Annotated in this window: 13 protein-coding genes; 6 read left to right on the plus strand and 7 right to left on the minus strand. The window is 60.0% G+C overall.

Annotation, left to right across the window (positions count from 1 at the left end):
• Positions 1 to 33: 33 nt before the first annotated feature.
• From GSP01_RS02180 to pspA, 4 genes are read right to left on the minus strand one after another with little or no spacing between them, the layout of a single operon-like run.
• Positions 34 to 1,401, minus strand: coding sequence for a GIN domain-containing protein (locus tag GSP01_RS02180; RefSeq protein ID WP_141350234.1), 1,368 nt, complete (start codon positions 1,399 to 1,401; stop codon positions 34 to 36).
• A gap of 3 nt (positions 1,402 to 1,404) precedes the next feature.
• Positions 1,405 to 2,718 carry a hypothetical protein gene (locus tag GSP01_RS15370; protein ID WP_141350236.1) on the minus strand — a complete coding sequence of 438 codons (1,314 nt, stop codon included), beginning with the start codon at positions 2,716 to 2,718 and terminating at the stop codon, positions 1,405 to 1,407.
• On the minus strand, positions 2,715 to 2,954 hold the full coding sequence (gene pspB, locus GSP01_RS02190) for an envelope stress response membrane protein PspB (protein ID WP_141350238.1): 240 nt from the start codon (positions 2,952 to 2,954) through the stop codon (positions 2,715 to 2,717). The genes GSP01_RS15370 and pspB overlap by 4 nt, the downstream gene beginning before the upstream one ends.
• A 30-nt stretch (positions 2,955 to 2,984) precedes the next feature.
• On the minus strand, positions 2,985 to 3,668 hold the full coding sequence (gene pspA / locus GSP01_RS02195) for a phage shock protein PspA (RefSeq protein ID WP_141350240.1): 684 nt from the start codon (positions 3,666 to 3,668) through the stop codon (positions 2,985 to 2,987).
• Positions 3,669 to 3,781: 113 nt separating this feature from the next.
• Here pspA and pspF point away from each other — a divergent pair, with 113 nt between their 5' ends.
• The 6 genes from pspF to GSP01_RS02225 all read left to right on the plus strand — a co-directional run bounded on the left by pspF (position 3,782) and on the right by GSP01_RS02225 (position 11,336).
• Positions 3,782 to 4,834: a phage shock protein operon transcriptional activator gene (gene pspF / locus GSP01_RS02200; RefSeq protein WP_141350242.1), complete on the plus strand. Its 1,053-nt coding sequence runs from the start codon at positions 3,782 to 3,784 to the stop codon at positions 4,832 to 4,834.
• 263 nt (positions 4,835 to 5,097) lie between these two features.
• A complete protein-coding gene (locus GSP01_RS02205; protein WP_167495457.1) occupies positions 5,098 to 6,123 on the plus strand; it encodes a class I SAM-dependent methyltransferase in 1,026 nt (341 codons plus the stop codon).
• Positions 6,124 to 6,266: 143 nt separating this feature from the next.
• Positions 6,267 to 6,947, plus strand: coding sequence for a phosphoadenylyl-sulfate reductase (locus tag GSP01_RS02210; RefSeq protein WP_141350247.1), 681 nt, complete (start codon positions 6,267 to 6,269; stop codon positions 6,945 to 6,947).
• Positions 6,948 to 7,027: 80 nt separating this feature from the next.
• Entirely contained in the window at positions 7,028 to 7,822 is a 795-nt protein-coding gene (cysD, locus tag GSP01_RS02215) for a sulfate adenylyltransferase subunit CysD (protein ID WP_141350614.1), read from the plus strand.
• Between the two features lie 2 nt (positions 7,823 to 7,824).
• Positions 7,825 to 9,705 (plus strand): adenylyl-sulfate kinase, encoded by a 1,881-nt coding sequence (gene cysC, locus GSP01_RS02220; RefSeq protein ID WP_141350249.1) that lies wholly within the window; start codon positions 7,825 to 7,827, stop codon positions 9,703 to 9,705.
• Between the two features lie 224 nt (positions 9,706 to 9,929).
• Positions 9,930 to 11,336, plus strand: coding sequence for a sugar porter family MFS transporter (locus GSP01_RS02225; protein WP_141350251.1), 1,407 nt, complete (start codon positions 9,930 to 9,932; stop codon positions 11,334 to 11,336).
• 9 nt (positions 11,337 to 11,345) lie between these two features.
• On the opposite strand, the gene GSP01_RS02230 is transcribed toward GSP01_RS02225, so the two are convergent.
• The 3 genes from GSP01_RS02230 to GSP01_RS02240 all read right to left on the minus strand — a co-directional run bounded on the left by GSP01_RS02230 (position 11,346) and on the right by GSP01_RS02240 (position 16,484).
• A complete protein-coding gene (locus tag GSP01_RS02230; RefSeq protein ID WP_194257220.1) occupies positions 11,346 to 12,671 on the minus strand; it encodes a UDP-glucose dehydrogenase family protein in 1,326 nt (441 codons plus the stop codon).
• A gap of 75 nt (positions 12,672 to 12,746) precedes the next feature.
• Entirely contained in the window at positions 12,747 to 14,666 is a 1,920-nt protein-coding gene (locus GSP01_RS02235) for an AsmA family protein (protein WP_141350253.1), read from the minus strand.
• 234 nt (positions 14,667 to 14,900) lie between these two features.
• A complete protein-coding gene (locus tag GSP01_RS02240; protein ID WP_228123722.1) occupies positions 14,901 to 16,484 on the minus strand; it encodes a hypothetical protein in 1,584 nt (527 codons plus the stop codon).
• Between the last annotated feature and the right edge of the window lie 233 nt (positions 16,485 to 16,717).

Raw genomic sequence — 16,717 nt, forward strand, 5'->3', positions numbered from 1 at the left:
TTTCCGTCGTTCGCATCCTCTGCCCCGGGTGGTTCAGGCGCGGCGTCCGTCAGCCCGCTCAAGGTCCCGGAATTGTCTTTCCAGACTGAAATCGGGTGATGTGACGAATTGCTCCATCAGACCGAGCCGGCGTTCCATCCGGACCAGTCGGTCCTGAAGCCGTGCCAGCGGATGACCCGGCGGCACGGAGCGGGAGAAGTCCTCGGCCTGTTCCGGTTTCTGGCGGCGGAAACCCGTCACGGTATCACGCACCACGGTCGTGGCGGTGGCAGCCGGAGTGTTCCGCCAGCCGGTGCGGTGCAGGGACCAGCTTCGCATGCCTTCGGCATATCCTGCGGCAGCTTTGTCCAGAGCGCTCCTGAACGGCAGGACGCCTGTTCGGCGATAGCGCCGGAAGAGACGCACGGCCCAGACGGTCAGGGCAATTTTCAGCAGAAGCCCGATCAGTCCGTGGCCGCCGAAGTGATGCCGGGTATGGACAGAGGATTCGGAATCCTCATCCGAATTCCCGAGCTGAATATGGAAGCTGTTAAAGACCTTTCGCGCCGTATCGGACAGGATCGCCGATGAATCGGGTGTTGTTGAGGTCGTGATCCGTGCGCCCGTGCTTTCGGTAACGGAGATTGTGCCGGAACCGAGCGGGCGCTTCTTCAGCGTCTCGCTCACTTTCTGAAGCGTGATGTCACCGCTGCCCATGAGCGTCACATCTGCATCGCGCGTGCGGGTGTTCAGTACGATGTCGGACGAGCCATAATCCCGGACTGTCAGGACATCCGTATCGCCCTGGCCGATCCGGATGTCGCCCGAGGACATGGCTGTCAGGTTCGCACTGGTGGCGGTGATGCTGTCGATATGCAGGTCACCACTGGCAAGGTTCTGTACGGTCAGCCGACCCGTGACGTGTCGGATTGAGACCGTTCCCGAACCTTCCATGTTCAGGGTCAGACCAACGGCCTGATCGACTTCCAAATCGCCTCGTCCTGTGACGGCCGTCACCTCACCATTGACGCCGCTGATGCGATACGTCGTCAGGTTATTCCGGGGAGACAGGATTTCGATACCGGTCTGGGCCGGGACCATGATGACGGCATTGTCCTGTGTTGAGCAGTCCTGTGCGGATGTCGTGAAGGTCAACCGGTCGCCGTGCTTATTCAGGCGGCCGCTTCCCGAAACGATATGGGTGTCTTCTCCACCCACGACGGACATGCGGTCCAGGCATGTCGCGGGAATCACAAGTGTTCCGGAAGCCGTCAACGGAGCTTGCAGTGAAGGCGGCACGGGGGGAGTAGGGGGCTGCGGTGCCATGATCGCCGGCTCTGCGCGAGCCGAGCCCGGAAGGGCTGCGATGCCGCATCCCAGAAGCGCAATCAGGGCAAGACGTGCAGGCAGAGGCTGGCGCATGTCTTATTCTCCCTGTGAGTGGTTTCCGGCAGCCGGGGGCGTGACCGTTGCGGGGTTTGCCGGTGCTGGAGTGACCAGTGTCGGGGTTGCAGGCGCCGGGGTGGTGGGAGCTGGCGTGCTTTCAGGCGCGGGCGTGATGATCGGCTTTGCAGGCGTTTTGCTGTCCTGTGGCGCAGGTGACGTCTGGGGGGCGGTTGGCGATGCGGTCTGCGGTGCCGTGATCGGCGTGGATGCACTGGCGGATGTTGTAGGCGTCGCCGTAACGGGCGTGTTTGCGGCTGGGGAAGTTACAACCGGTGCGTTGTCTGACTGCGCGGCTTTCGCGGAAGGCGTGACGATGGGGGCCTGTGGTACGGTCGGGCTTTCAGGTGCGGACGGCACCGTCGGTGCGGGGATCGGTGCAGGCGCCGGCACGATTGGTGCAGGGACAGTTGCGGTCGCTTCCGTTCTCGTTGCAGGAGCCTGAACCGGAGTGGACGGCAGGGGAGCAGGTGTCGTGGGGACAGGTAGTGGAGCAGGGGGCGGTGATGTCGGGCGATAGATTACGCCGTTCTGTGCGCCGACACGTACGGTGCCTTTGCCCGAGCGTACCATCGGTCCGGAAACCGTTTCGATATTGACCTCACCCGTCCCGTTGGCCGCGACGGTCGCAACAGTTGCATGACCCAGAATGGTGGCGCTTGCCTGATCGGCCGTCACCAGAGTCAGGGCGTCAATGCTGCTGCCGGAAAGAGTCATGGCCGCATTCTGAGTTAGCTGCGCCGAAAGGGCCGTGAGTTGCACGGTGTCGGCCGTCAGGGTCGAGGTTCCCGACGCCACGATCTGCGCTGCGCGTTCCAGTGACTTGATATGGACGCTGGAGGCCCCCTGCATGTTCAGGTCCAGCGACTGAGTGTCCTCAATGTCCATGGTCGTGGAATCGAGGCTGGCATCCAGGGAAGCGAGCGTTCCCGTGATGACGAAATGCGTGTCGTGGCTGTCATGGATGGTCAGGCCGGTGTTGGGAGAAATGCTGATCGTCAGCTTTCCGTTCGGCGCGCAGGCTTTTGTTGCAATGGAAATGCGGCTCTGCGCCTCTTCCTTGCCGGTGTGCATTGCGACCTGGGTCATGCTGCTTGAATCAAGGGTCGCCCCGTCCTTCATGGCGGGATCGACCACGACCCTGACCTGTCCGGTGCAGGGAACGGACAGGTCCAGGTCTTCTCCGGACAGGGTCATCCGTGCGGCATGAGCCGCCGGCGCCAGCAGGGCCACTCCCGCCAGCAGGACCAGAAGCACCGGGCGGGGGGTGGAAAAGAAGACGGGGCGGCGTGTCATCGTGCGTTCCTTGCTCTCCAGCCCGGGATATCCTCATCGAGGATACGTTCGAGCTGGTCGATCCTTTCTTCCAGACGCGTAGCATGCGCTTCGGCCTGTGTCAGGGCGGCCTGAAGCGTGGGATCGGGCTGGCTGGCGCGATCGGACTGGCGCGTCGTGTGCTTGACCATGCTGGTTACCGACCACGCGATGATGGCGATGATGGGGATGAGAAGCGCCAGATTGTCCGAACTCATGCCGTGGGCCTTTCCTGTCTGGTGCGGGGATCAGACTGCATTTTTCTTTTCGGCAACACGGCGCTTGAGGGCTTCGAACTCGTTTTCCACGACAGCATCGGTTTCAAGTGCTGCGAGTTCCTCCTGAAGTGTCGGGTGTCCCGTGCGGCGGCCCAGATCATACGCTTCGGCCTTGCCTTCCAGTTCATCAAGAGCGCGTTCCACCTGATCGAATCGGTTCAGCGTGTCGTCGATGCGGGTGTCATAGAGCTTCTCGCGGGTTTTCAGGCGGCCCTGTGCGGTCCGTGCGCGGATGGAGAGTGCCTTTTCGCGGGATTTGGCATCCGCAAGCTTGGCTTGCAGCTTGGAGATGTCATCGTTCTGCTGGTCCAGCCCGTCGGAAATCTGGGCGATCTGCTGCTCCAGTGCCTCGCGGGACTGTTCGACGCTGTGACGGGCAGCGAGGGCGGCTTTCGCCAGATCGTCACGACCTCGCTCGATGGCGAGGCCGGCTTTGCGGTGCCACTCGTCTTCTTCGTGCATCATGGTGCGGACGCGACGCTCAAGCTGCTTACGTTCGGCGATCGTCCGGACGGCCTGACTGCGGACTTCGACCAGCGTGTCTTCCATTTCCTGAATGACCAGGCGGATCATTTTCTGCGGGTCTTCGGCGGTGGCGAGAATCGCATTGAGATTAGAGTTCACGATATCAGCGAGGCGAGAGAAAATACCCATGATGCTTTCCTTCCTGTGAGAGAGACTTAGGACAGAATGCCTGCCCTTGTCAGCGATGCTGTTTTGAGAGTGTTATGAACTGAAGATCGAAACAGGGCGTGAGAGACCAGAAAATGGCGAGAAGCACCGATATGGATGAGGTGCCGACCCCGATCGGGCGGGCTCCGGCATTTCTGGAGATGCTGGATCAGGTCTCCAGACTTGCGCCCCTGAAACGCCCGGTTCTCGTGATCGGCGAGCGCGGGACGGGCAAAGAACTGGTAGCCGCGCGTCTGGCCCTGTTGTCGGACCGCTGGGACCGACCGCTGGTGAAGCTTAACTGTGCGGCCCTGCCTGAGGCGCTTTTGGATAGTGAACTGTTCGGCCATGAGGCGGGTGCTTTTACAGGCGCGCAGAAGCGCCGCCTTTCCCGCTTCGAGCGGGCGGATGGGGGAACGATGTTTCTCGATGAGATCGGCACCGCGTCCCAGGCTGTGCAGGAAAAGCTGCTGCGAGTGATCGAGTATGGCAGTTTCGAGCGTGTGGGGGGCAGCGAAACCATCCGTGTGGACGTGCGGCTGATTGGGGCGACCAATGCCGATCTGCCAGTCATGGCGCAGGAAGGGCGCTTTCGGGCGGATTTGCTGGATCGGCTGGCATTCGATGTCGTGAATATTCCACCGCTGCGCGCTCGTCCGGAGGATATCCCGCTGCTCGCCGGACACTTTGCCACCCGCATGAGCGCAGAACTGGGGCGAAAGGTTTTTGCGGGCTTTACGAACCGGGCGCTGGCGCGTTTGCAGGCGTATGACTGGCCGGGCAATGTGCGCGAGCTGCGTAACGTGGTCGAGCGTAGTGTTTATCGGATGGACCGTCCGGAAAAGGCGCTGGACGAGATTGTACTGGATCCGTTTGTGACGCCGGACTGGCTGGGCATGGCCGCTCCGGCTGCTGTTCCTGCGGTAAGTGTGGGCACAGGCGAGGTGCTGACATTTCCGCGGGATTTCGGGGCGGATGTCCGGGCGCATGAACGCAGTCTTCTGGAAGCCGCCCTGCGCGAGGCGCAGTTCAGTCAGCGGCGCGCGGCCGAGCTGCTCGGTCTGACCTACTACCAGTTCCGCCATCATCTGCGACTGCACGGTCTGGCGGACAAGGAAGCCCGCAAGGCGCTGGGTGCAAAAGGGTGAGAGCATGTCCATGGAATTCCATGATGCATAAATCATGCCAGATTGCGTTCAGAGGGATTTTCAGGTTTTCGAAACGGTGTCTCGTAGAGGCTATAATGGCGAATTGTGCTATTATGTGGTGCGTGGAGCTATTTTTCCTTGAGGAGGCTGTGTCTGTGTCGGCATTGACAGATTTTTAACCGTCTCCCTATAGCCTTCCAGACAGTCGCATCCCGTATTTTCGGGGATGTTGCGTCAGGTTTCTGTCCAGATATCGAGGTTCCGTGCCAGAAATTTTCCGCAAACGTCAGACGGCCCTGCGGCGCGGCATTGATTTCACTCAGGCCCGCTGCCTGGAAATCGGGGCGCTGACGACGCCGGTTCTGACGCGGGAAGAGTGTCAGGTTCTTTATGCGGACCGGGTCGATACGGAAGGACTGCTGCGTCAGTTCGCGTGGGACCCGGCTGTGACCCCTGACAATCTGGCTCCGGTAGATATCGTCTGGCTTGATCGTCCTCTGAAGGACTGTGTGGATGGATCGTTTGATCTGATCGTGGCGTCTCATGTGGGCGAGCATGTTCCGGATTTGATCGGCTGGCTGGCCGAGGCCTCCGAAGTATTGTCGGCGGAGGGCGAAATTCGCCTGATGCTGCCCGATGCCCGTTTTTCTTTTGATGCGCTGCGGCCACCGACCCGGCTGGCAGATCTGCTGGTTGCATGGCTTCAGAAGCGGCGTACGCCGGATGCACGTGACATTCTCGATTTCGCGCTGAATAAGGTGCGCGATTCCGAGGTGCAATGTCAGGATTTTTACGAGGGGCTGAGTGCGCCCGGTGACATGACGGCGCAGTTTTCCTTTGAGGAGGCGCTGGACTGGGTGCGTCCTGCGCTGGCTAATCCGTCACATTATGTGGATGTGCATTGCTGGGTGTTCACCCCGCGCCATCTTGCGGAACTGATGATTCCGCTGGTGCGGAACAATGTGCTGGATCTGGCCTGCGCGGGGTTTGAGGATACGGCGCCACCGGGGTTTGAATTCGGAGTGTTTTTTCGGGTTGAGCCGGATGTCCGCCTGCGTGTGGAAAGTTGGGAGCGCATGGCGCGCGAGGTGGCGGATCCGCTGCCAGGATCTGCGGCGGCCCGGCAGAGGGAAGTGGAGCCGATAGAAGTGTCTCGTGTTTTACGTGATGAATCCCCTCTGGACGGTTCGAGCTGGAGGGAGCGTCTGAGGGGTCTTTCGGGAATGACTCGACTAAAGCAGTTCGCGGCCTGGCGATATACTGCGCCTCTACGGCGGAGATTTCGCTGAAAAGACGTGCGTTCAGCGCGACGTAACAACTAAACAAAAAAGTTATATCAAACAAAATAGTTTATTTTTATGAATGATGCGCCTATGTCTCGGGCGTGCCGTGCAACTGGCATGACTGATCTGGACACGGTTAGGTGCAGTACATGCCTCTCTTGCAGACGGAATTGGATCACCTTCGCCAACTCCCGGAAGAGCAGGTCCTGAAGGAGACTCTGGATCTGCTGCGGGGGCGTGTGGCCGTCATTTCGTCTTTCGGGGCGGAGTCGGCTGTTCTGCTGGATCTTGTGGCGCAGATTGATCCTTCGGTTCCGGTCTTCTTTTTGGATACGAAGCGGCATTTCCCGGAAACGCTGGATTATCGTGATAGGCTTTCCCGAAGGCTTGGTCTTTCGGACGTGAGAAGTCTCGCGCCTACCCCCAAAGAACTGCATGATCGCGATCCACAGGATCAGCTCGCAGATTTCGACCCGGATGCGTGCTGTGCGTTGCGCAAGGTTGAGCCGCTGGATCTGGTGCTGCCGGATTTCGATGTCTGGATCACGGGGCGCAAGCGCAGTCAGTCCGCGACGCGGGCCGCGCTGCCGCTGGTTGATCCGCAGCCTGATGGCAGTGTGAAGCTCAACCCGCTTGCGGGGTGGGGGCCGGCGCAGATTGAGGCGCAGATGCGGCGCCGGGATCTGCCGCGGCATCCCCTGGTTGCAAAAGGTTACACCTCGATCGGTTGTGCTCCGTGCACAAGGGCGGTCAAGGATGGTGAAGATGGACGGGCGGGCCGGTGGGCCGGTCTGGCCAAGACGGAATGCGGCATTCACAGGCCGGCATGACTACGGAGCGGATAATGACGCAGACACCGATCCTGTCGCGGGATCAGTCCACCACCACAAGCTTGGCGCAACCACGCATCATGGATGATCTGGACCAGCTTGAGGCCCAGAGCATTTTCATCTTGCGCGAGGCCTATCGCAAGCTGAAGCCCCTGTCCCTGCTGTGGTCGCTGGGCAAGGACAGCAATGTGATGGTGTGGCTGGCGCGCAAGGCGTTCATGGGGCGTGTGCCGTTCCCGGTCATGCATGTCGATACCGAGAAAAAATTCCCGGAAATGTATGCGTTCCGCGACGAATATACGAAGAAATGGGATCTCGACCTGCTTCTGGGCTACTGCCCGCCGGTTGAGGAAATTGATCCGTCGCTTCCGCCTGCTGCCCGGTCTGCTGCGCGCAAGACGGCTGGTTTGGCTGCGATGATCGAGAAGCACAAGCTGCGGGGCGTTATTGCGGGTATCCGTCGTGACGAACAGGCGACGCGGGCGAAGGAGCGTGTGTTCAGTCCGCGCGGTGCCGGGCATCGCTGGGACGTGCGCAATCAGCCGCCGGAGTTCTGGGACCAGTATGCGACGCCGTATGAAGACGGCATGCATATCCGTGTCCATCCGCTGTTGTCGTGGCGTGAGATTGACATCTGGCGCTACATCGAGCGCGAGAACATTCCGCTGGTGGACCTGTATTTTGCCAAGAACGGCAAGCGGTATCGTTCGCTGGGCGATCAGGACATTACATTCCCCGTAGAGAGCAATGCATCTACGGTGGCGGAAGTGATTGCCGAACTGGAAACCAGCCGGACGTCCGAGCGTGCGGGGCGTGCGATGGATCATGAATCCGAAGATGTGTTCGAGCGTCTGCGTGTGGCGGGGTATCTGTGACAATGGGCGACAATATCGTGACCGGACAGTATTCTGAGACCCATCGTGCTGCGGCAACGCCCATCGTCATCGTCGGGCATGTCGATCACGGTAAGTCCTCGCTGATCGGGCGTCTGCTGTATGACACGGACAGCCTTCAGGACGGCAAGCTGGCGCAGATCGTCGAGAGCAGCCGCAAGCGTGGTCTGGCGGTGGAGTGGAGCTTCCTGCTCGATTCCCTTCAGATCGAGCGTGATCAGGGCGTGACGGTTGATTCCACGCGGATTCCGTTCCGTCTGGGATCGCGGGAATTCGTGATCGTCGATGCGCCGGGCCATCGCCAGTTCCTGCGCAACATGATTACCGGGGCCGCCGATGCAGAAGCGGCTGTGCTGGTTGTCGATGCCAAGGAAGGCGCGCAGGAGCAGACGCGGCGTCATGCGATGCTGCTGCGTCTGATCGGCATCCGGCATGTGATTGTGCTGCTCAACAAGTCCGATCTGCTGGATTTTGACGAGGCGAAGATCGTCAAGGTCGAGTCCGACGTGCGCCAGCTTCTGGGCCGTCTGGAAATCGAGGTTGAGGCTGTTGTTCCTGCGTCTGCACGCGATGGCGATAACATCGCCAGCCGTTCCGAGCGGGCGCTTTGGTACAAGGGACCGACGCTGGTGGAGGCTCTGGCCAATGTGCCGCCGCCGGCATCGCGCGCTGCGTTGCCGTTCCGGATGCCGGTGCAGGATGTCTATCGCTTTGACGGTGTGCGCTATGTGGCGGGGCGGATCGAGCGCGGCACGGTGCGGGCGGGCGACCGTCTGGCCATCGGGGCGCAGGGGCAGGTTGCGACTGTGGCGGAAGTTTGCCGCTGGCATGCGCCGGAACTTCCGGTTGCAGGTGCGGGCGAGTCCATTGCGCTGCGTCTGGAGCCGGATCTGGTGCCAGACCGGGGCGATCTGCTGTTCCCGGCGGATGACAAGGCTGCTGCGCCGGAGCGTTCGGCCCGGATTCGCACGCGCCTGTTCTGGCTGCGCGGCGAGCCGCTGCGGGTGGGTGAGAGCTTTACGCTGCGTCTGGCGACGGCCGAGCATGATGTGACGGTGGCGTCCATTGATGCCGTGGTCGATCTGGAAGATTTAACCCTGCGTGAAGGCGACAGCGTGCCGCCAGATGGGTTTGCGGAAATCACTCTGGCAGCGTCCCATGCCGTGCTGTTCGATCCGTTCGCGCCGGGCTTTGGCGACGGGCGTGGCGTTCTGGTGGATCGTTACCAGCGCATCGTTGGTGGCGCGCCGCTGATTGGTCCGGCTGAACTGGCGGACGGCGCACATGCCATTCATCCGACAGCCAGCCGTGTGTCTGCGGCCCGTCAGGTCCAGACGCGAGGCCATAAGAGCGGTGTGTTCTGGCTGACGGGGCTGCCGGGGTCTGGCAAGAGTACGGTGGCGCGGGCGGCTGAACTGGCGCTTTCGGAACAGGCGATCAACGCGACCGTTCTGGATGGGGACACGCTGCGGGCCGGGCTGTGCAGCGATCTTGGATTCTCGCTGGAAGACCGTCGCGAAAACATCCGTCGTGCGGCGCATGTGGCGAAGATTCTGGCCGAGAGCGGACAGGTCGTGATCGTGGCGCTGGTGTCTCCGCTTGAAGCTGACCGGGCGCAGGCACGGCAGATCGTGGGCGAGAACTTCCATGAAGTCTTCGTCGATACACCGCTGGAGACCTGCGAAAAGCGGGACCCCAAAGGGTTGTATGCAGCGGCGCGTTCGGGAAAAATCCCGGAGTTTACGGGCGTTTCAGCGCCTTATGAGGCACCGGTATCGCCGGAACTGCGTCTGCCTGCGGACCGTCCGGAGCAGGAGGCCATCAACACCCTGACGGCGTTTATCCTGCGGATCGTTCAGCCGTAAGACAGGATTTCCCGACGGCAATAACGTCAGAACCCCCTTTCTGTATGGGAAGGGGGTTTTTTCATGTCTGCCGTCTCAGGGCTGTGCCGGATCGCACACGAGAAATTTCTCGATAAAAACGAAAATTGTAACTTTTGTGATGTTACTTTCCTGTTGTGGAGCGTTAACGTAGGCAGATTGTCTCACGAATAATAGTCTGCGGCTTCGCGGTGGAAGGTTTCACGATGCAGAACGGGAACGCGCACGGACGGTTGAGCGGAAATGCCCTGACGAATTTCATTGCGACCATTTCGGCAACGGGCGGGCTGTTGTTCGGGTATGATACTGGCATCATCTCTTCTGCCCTGCTCCAGCTTCGCAACCAGTTTCATCTGGATACGCTTGGGGCGGAAATCGTGACATCGGCCATCATCCTGGGAGCGTTGATCGGATGCCTGGGGGCCGGGAGTATCTCCGATCGGATCGGGCGCCGGCGTACGGTTATGATCGCGGCGGCACTGTTCCTTCTGGGGACAGTGGTTGTTTCCTCGGCGCAAAGTGTGGCTGTTCTGATTATTGCCCGTCTGATCCTCGGTCTGGCCATTGGCGCGGCGTCGCAGATCGTTCCGATCTATATCGCGGAAGTCTCGCCGCCAGAACGTCGGGGACGGCTTGTTGTTGGTTTTCAGCTGGCGGTGGTTTTTGGTATCACGAGTTCTTTCGTGACTGGCTATCTGCTGCGGGATTCGAGTTGGCGGCTGATGTTCGGGATCGGGATGCTGCCTGCGCTGATCCTGTTCGTGGGCATGGCGTTCCTGCCCAACAGCCCGCGATGGCTGGCTCTTAACGGACAGATCGAAGAAGCAAGGGTAGTTCTGCGGCGGGTGCGTCTGTCCGATGAGGCGGCGGACCGGGAGCTTGAGGAAATTATTGAAAACCACGATGTGCAGGCGCCGTGGTCCGAACTGGCGAAGCCCTGGGTGCGGCCTGCGCTGACGGCCTCTGTGGGTATTGCGCTCCTGTGTCAGTTTACGGGCATCAATGCCGTCATGTATTATGCGCCGACGATTTTTGCCGATGCCGGTTTCGGGCAGGATTCCGCCCTGCTGACCTCTGTGGCCGTTGGTGTGGGCATGGTTTTTGCGACAGTATTCGGGGGTTGGGCCGTCGATACCTGGGGGCGGCGGACGCTGCTTCTGCGGATGTTGCCAGGGGCCGTAGTGGCGCTTGCGGTTCTGGGGACGACGTTTGCGATGCATCTGACCGGCGGGATCGGGGCATGGATCACGGTTGCAGCCGTCATGGCCTATACCATTTTTAATACGGGTAGTCTGTCGGTCGCCATCTGGTTGGTTGGGGCGGAAGTCTATCCACTGTCCTGTCGGGGCAAGGGTATGAGTCTTGTAGCCGGAAGCCATTGGGGGGCGGATCTGTTGATTTCCCTGTCTACGCTGTCACTCGTGCAGATGCTGGGCGCGGGGTGGACGTTCTGGCTGTTTGCGGGAGTCAATGCTTTCGCGTTTTGGTTCGTGCTGCGTTACGTGCCCGAGACCAAAGGCCAGTCCCTTGAGGAATTGGAGCGGCGGCTGCGCAACGGGACGTTTGCGCCGGTGGATCGTGCGGTGGCCCGGTCCGAAGCCCAGGCCCGGTAAGGTACGCTCTCAGGGGCGCCCGATCGAACGGTAATCGAACCCGACCTCGCGCATGAGGTCGGGGCTCCAGATGTTGCGCAGATCTGCGATGGCGTTGCCGCGCATGGCACTTCGCAGGCGTGCCGGGTCGAGAGCGCGGAACATGTTCCATTCCGTCAGGACGACAACGATGTCGGCGTCCTGTGCGGCGGCCAGAGCGTCCTCGCAGTAGCGTACGCCTTCCGGCAGGAGCGCGCGGGCCGCGTCCATCCCTTCGGGATCGAAGACCTGAAGAGTAGCACCTGCTTCATGCAGGCAAGCCAGAATGGGCAGGGACGCTGCTTCGCGCATATCATCCGTGTCGGGCTTGAACGTCAGGCCGAGGATGCCGACGGTCTTGCCTTCAAGGCTTCCGCCCGCCTGCGCAATGATACGTTCGGCCATCCCCGTTTTGCGGGCTTCGTTGATAGAGACTGTGGCTTCCACGAGTTTTGTGGGGGCACCGGCGTCCTGGGCGATGGCGGTCAGGGCGCGGGTGTCCTTGGGAAAGCAGGAACCACCATAGCCCGGTCCGGGGCTGAGGAAACGGCTGCCGATCCGCTGGTCGAGGCCCATGCCGCGCGCGACGTCATGGATGTTGCCGCCGACTTTCTCGCATAGATCGGCCATTTCGTTGATGAAGGTGACCTTCATTGCGAGGAAGGCATTGGCGGCGTATTTGGTCAGTTCAGCAGTTTCCAGATCCGTCAGGACGATCGGGGCCTGAATGGCTGTGAGCGGGCGGTAGAGCTGTTCGATCAGGCTTTGCGCGCGGGTCCCGCCATCCGGGCCTGAGCGGTCGATGCCGACGATGACCCGGTCCGGGCGCATGAAATCGTCGATCGCGTTACCTTCGCGGAGGAACTCCGGATTGGAGGCGACGTCGAAGATCAGGTCCGGCCTTGTCTGACGCAGGATACGGGCGACTTCGCGGCCTGTGCCGACGGGTACGGTAGATTTCGTAACGACCAGAAGATCCGTTCTGGCAGCACGGGCAATCTCCTCGGCTGCGGCGTAGACATAGGTCAGGTCGGCATGACCATCGCCGCGTCGCGTCGGGGTGCCGACGGCGATGAAGACGGCATCAGCGTCACTCATGGCGGCGCCGAGATCGTCCCCGAATGTCAGGCGACCGGCGTCGACATTGCTGCTGACGAGAGTGTCCAGCCCCGGTTCATAGATGGGGATGCGACCGGCATTGAGGGCCTCAAGCTTTTTTGGGTCCCGCTCCACGATGGTGACGTCGGCTCCGAACTCGGCGAAGCAGGCGCCTGAGACAAGACCGACATATCCGCCACCGACCATTGCAATACGCATATCTGGACCCTCTTCTTACGGTGCGACGTGCATAGCCGGGGGCTGGGTGGGGTGCAAATTCTGTGGCCTCAATGGCTAGCGTGTAGGGCGTGCGCAGGCGTTGGAGGCTGCGAAACCCTGCAAAGCGGGAGGAAGGTTCGTAACCTCGTTTGAATCCGCGAGCATGTTCCGGCCGGCCTTCGACCATTTTGCGAGGGAAAGGACCGGTGCATCAAAACGACCACTGACGCGGACAGGAACGTCCAGGGCAAAGAAACTGGTCGAGAAGGGGCGGCTGGCAAAGACGAGATCAAGCCATTTGCGGTTGAGATCGAAGTCCGCCTTGGCCGCGATGGTACCAGCGCCCGTGCGCAGACGCAGGGGTACGACGACACCGACCCCCTGATGCATCTGTAGGACGCCAAGCAGGCAGGTGATGGGGGTGACGCCCTTGGCGTGTCGGAAAAGGAGGCGAAGATCCATCGAGGCGGCCTCGACGATCTCACGCGCGATTTCGCCCTTTTCCATGCTGACGGCTGCGGTGAGGTCGGCGCGGCTCATGGCTTCGTTAAGGGTGTGGACGTTGTGTGCGCTGGCGATAATGCGAAAGCTCAGGCTACCACTGACCGGCACGGGAGCAAGGCCTGCAACGCGACGCAGGCGGTCGATGTTGCCATGGGTCAGGGCGATTTCAGCAGCGATGCGGGAGGATTTCCCGTCGGCTTCGATATGTCCGTTGGCACTGAGTGAGGCACCAACATACCCGAGGCGCAGGACAGGAATGTCGATGCGGTTGGGGATCTGGGACGCCTGGATCATCAGGTTTGCGAAGTCGAGCTTGTTATAGACCAGTTGATGGGCCGTGAGGTCGAAATGGACCAGTGGGTCGGGATCGGGCGGCGTCAGGAGCATCAGGTCCGCGTGGAGCGTGGACGGACTTTTCTTGCTGCCTTTTGAGCCTGAGGGCGCGAGGATTGGCATCAGGCCGTTGATGTCGAGGCGGCCAAAACCGATTTTGGCTGTTACGTCATCGGGTTTGCCGTGGCTGCCTTCGACAAGCGCAAAGTCGCCGTTTTCCATCGTGCTGGTCTGGATGGTGCCGTTCGCCTTTCGGAAATGCCAGTCATTGCCGGAATGGCTGAAATCGCCGGACAGGGTCAGTTTGACCGGGGCATGATCGCCTTTGATTCCGGCGACGCTGAACAGCGTGTCGGATGTGGGTGTGGTGACGGTGGTGTGGCCTTCGACGCCGTCAAAATTTGTCGGGTCTGTCAGGGTGCCGGTGAAGTCCGAGGTCATGTCACCGGATGTGACATGGGCCTTGGTGCCGTAGGGGCGCTGTGGTGTTTTGCGGAGGTCGCGGATCGGCTCCATTTCGGCAGAAATCGCGATCGGGGTGTCATTATAGGCGCCGTTCAACGTCATGGTGAGGGGGCTCGTGTCGCTGGTTGACGCGAGTTCGACCTTCCCGAGTGTGGTCTTGTAGGACGCGCCATTGGCCGAACGGTAGGTCACATCACTGTCGAGAATCGTGATGTTGCGCAGGCCTGGGGCGTTGCTTAGATCAGGCGGTGCGTCCGCTTTGGCCTGTTGTTCAGGCGTGAGCGGGGGGCGCGGGTCGTTCTGATGGGGGCCGAAGCGCCAGTTGGGCAGATGTGCCGGTGTGCGTTCGAACAGACCCGAGAACTTCGAGATGACGATATTGCGGGTCTCGGGTGGTCCCCAGATCAGGGAGGTCAGGCGCACTTGTGCGCTGAGATGGCCGAGCGTCATCATTTGCGGGCGGGTGCCACTGGCGATGTTGGCGACGGAGATGTCGTTGGCGTCGATGGTCAGCCATGTGCCCGGATGGACGTGCAGGGCGCCGATATGGACGGGGCGGTCCAGTTTCTTTTCCAGCTTCGCGGTAGCGAAAGCGGCAAGGTCCTTGTGATCGATCCAGATCCATCCTGCGCCGAACAGGGCTAGAAGAAGAACGGTAAGGGACAGGATGGAAACCAGAAACCAGCGCAGCAAGAGACTGTCTTTCAGGACGTTTTCAGTGAGGCTGGATAATACCGGCAAATTTCATGAAAACGAAGCATCTTAGAATAGGCTGCGGTGATCAAAAAAATATTAGAAATATACTGGGAATTGGCCTGATTTTTCAGCAAATACACAAAATATTAAATAGAAAATTATGTCACTTTATATCTCTCTAGCACAGAAGAGGATCACCCTATGCGAAGTAGGATGACCCTCGGTGTGTGTTTAGTTGAAAGGCATATAACGGAATGAGAGGAAGACCATGTTGTCGTCGGTATGTGGTGTTCCACCAACGCCAGAGAAGGCTTCGACATAAGTGTATGAGTATTGGGCGCCTACACGGACAGTGCCGTAATTTCCTTTGAAGGCATTATACCAGAAGCCGGTTGTGGCCTGTGCGACGGTACGAACGTTTCCACTGGCAGCGCAGAGTGAGGAGAGTTCTGTATTGCAGCCCGACATGTTGTACAGTGGATTGCCGTAGCCATATGCCTTGCCATTTACGTTATAGGCTGCGCGCGATCTGACGGTTTCGGCACCTACATAACCATAGAGTGTAAGAGCTTTGACTGGGTTTCCGTAGAGACCGAGCAGAACATTTGCTTCTGGCAGCGGGTGAGGCGACCCGTTCTGGTTAAAGCTGTAATCAGGGATGTTGCTGGTGCCGTATCGGCCGATCCCGATCCCAACCAGCCCTGATGCCTGGAAGTAGAGTTTGTCTTTGATGAGTGGGAGCAACAGTGCGCCACCGCCACCGCCGGCAACTGAAGTATGGCTTTGTCCACCGCCGAGAACGCTGGTGCGGTCATGAAGGAAGCGCATGACGCCGGTGACTTCGTAGTGACCCCAGCCAGGATCGGCAGCAAATTTGGTGACGATATCTGGGGCAACATCGGTTGCGTAGTAGGTGTCTGGATTATTCACATTGGCGCCGGACTCTTTGTAAGTCACGGTTGTTCCGGTCGGCTCATAAGGCGTTCCTGTGGGAACTGCGGAAGGGTTTTCGATGGAAAGACCGATATGGTAGCGGCTGTTATCAAATCCTTTGACGATGCGGACCTGACTGTTTCGTGTCCAGTTAAAGCCAGGAACGTACTGGGCTTCAATTGAAAGTGGGATCTGCTCGTCGCGCGCGGACATGCCTTTGTTAAACATGGTGATGAGGGACCAGTTCTGGCCGCCCAAAATCTGCAGATCGTCAGCCTGATCCTTCAGCTCGCCATAAAACAGGCGGGCGCGCAGGACGTACGAGTTCGACTGACGTGAATTGGAAGCAGAGCCGGCGCCCTGGAAGTCGGTTTCGACGTAGGCATCGGCTTCGAGCTTGGAGGTGATTTTACCTTCTACCAAAGCTGCCAGACGGCTCTGACGCTCGCTCTGATGGAATTCGTTCATGTGATAGGCTGCGTTGTTGCCCCATGGGATCGCATTGAAGCCTGTGGAGATATCGGAGGCTGTGTTGCGAGAACGGAACATCGTTGCGGCCTCAGCGAAGCCACCCAGAGTGATGCGTACACCGCCAACCTGGATTTGACCGCGGCGCAGGGGGCCATACAGGCTGGAATGGGCCGGTGGGGTGCCGGTGATTTGGCCGTATGGTGTGCTGGCCGTCTGTGGCGGAGCCAGCATTGAGGCGATGGTTATGCCGCCCGTGTGGATCTTGGAATCTGACTGGGGACGGCCAATCATTTTACTGCGCTGGCCATACGGATTGTTTTCGGCTTCTTCCCGCTGATGGGCGAGAACGGCGCGCGCGCGCTTCACTTCTTCAGCATGTTCTTTCTTCATGCTGGTGAGCTGGGCCTGCATGGCCTGGATCTGCCGTTCCATGATCTGCATCTGGTCGGCGGCCCGGGCATGGCCACACAGCGGAAGAAGTGAAACCAGGGTTGTTGTGGCCAAAAGGGCCCTGGGGAGAGCTGTGGTCCGGCGGAAAGAAAAAACCATTGCTGCGGTGCGTCCTTCTGGGGAGGGCGTGTGTTCCGCAGTTCAGGTATCTGATTCGCTTTTCGAAATAATGGGAAGGTTTCATGACAGGGGTG

The sequence above is a fragment of the Gluconobacter sphaericus NBRC 12467 genome, from assembly GCF_006539125.1.
In the GTDB taxonomy this organism is placed as follows: domain Bacteria; phylum Pseudomonadota; class Alphaproteobacteria; order Acetobacterales; family Acetobacteraceae; genus Gluconobacter; species Gluconobacter sphaericus.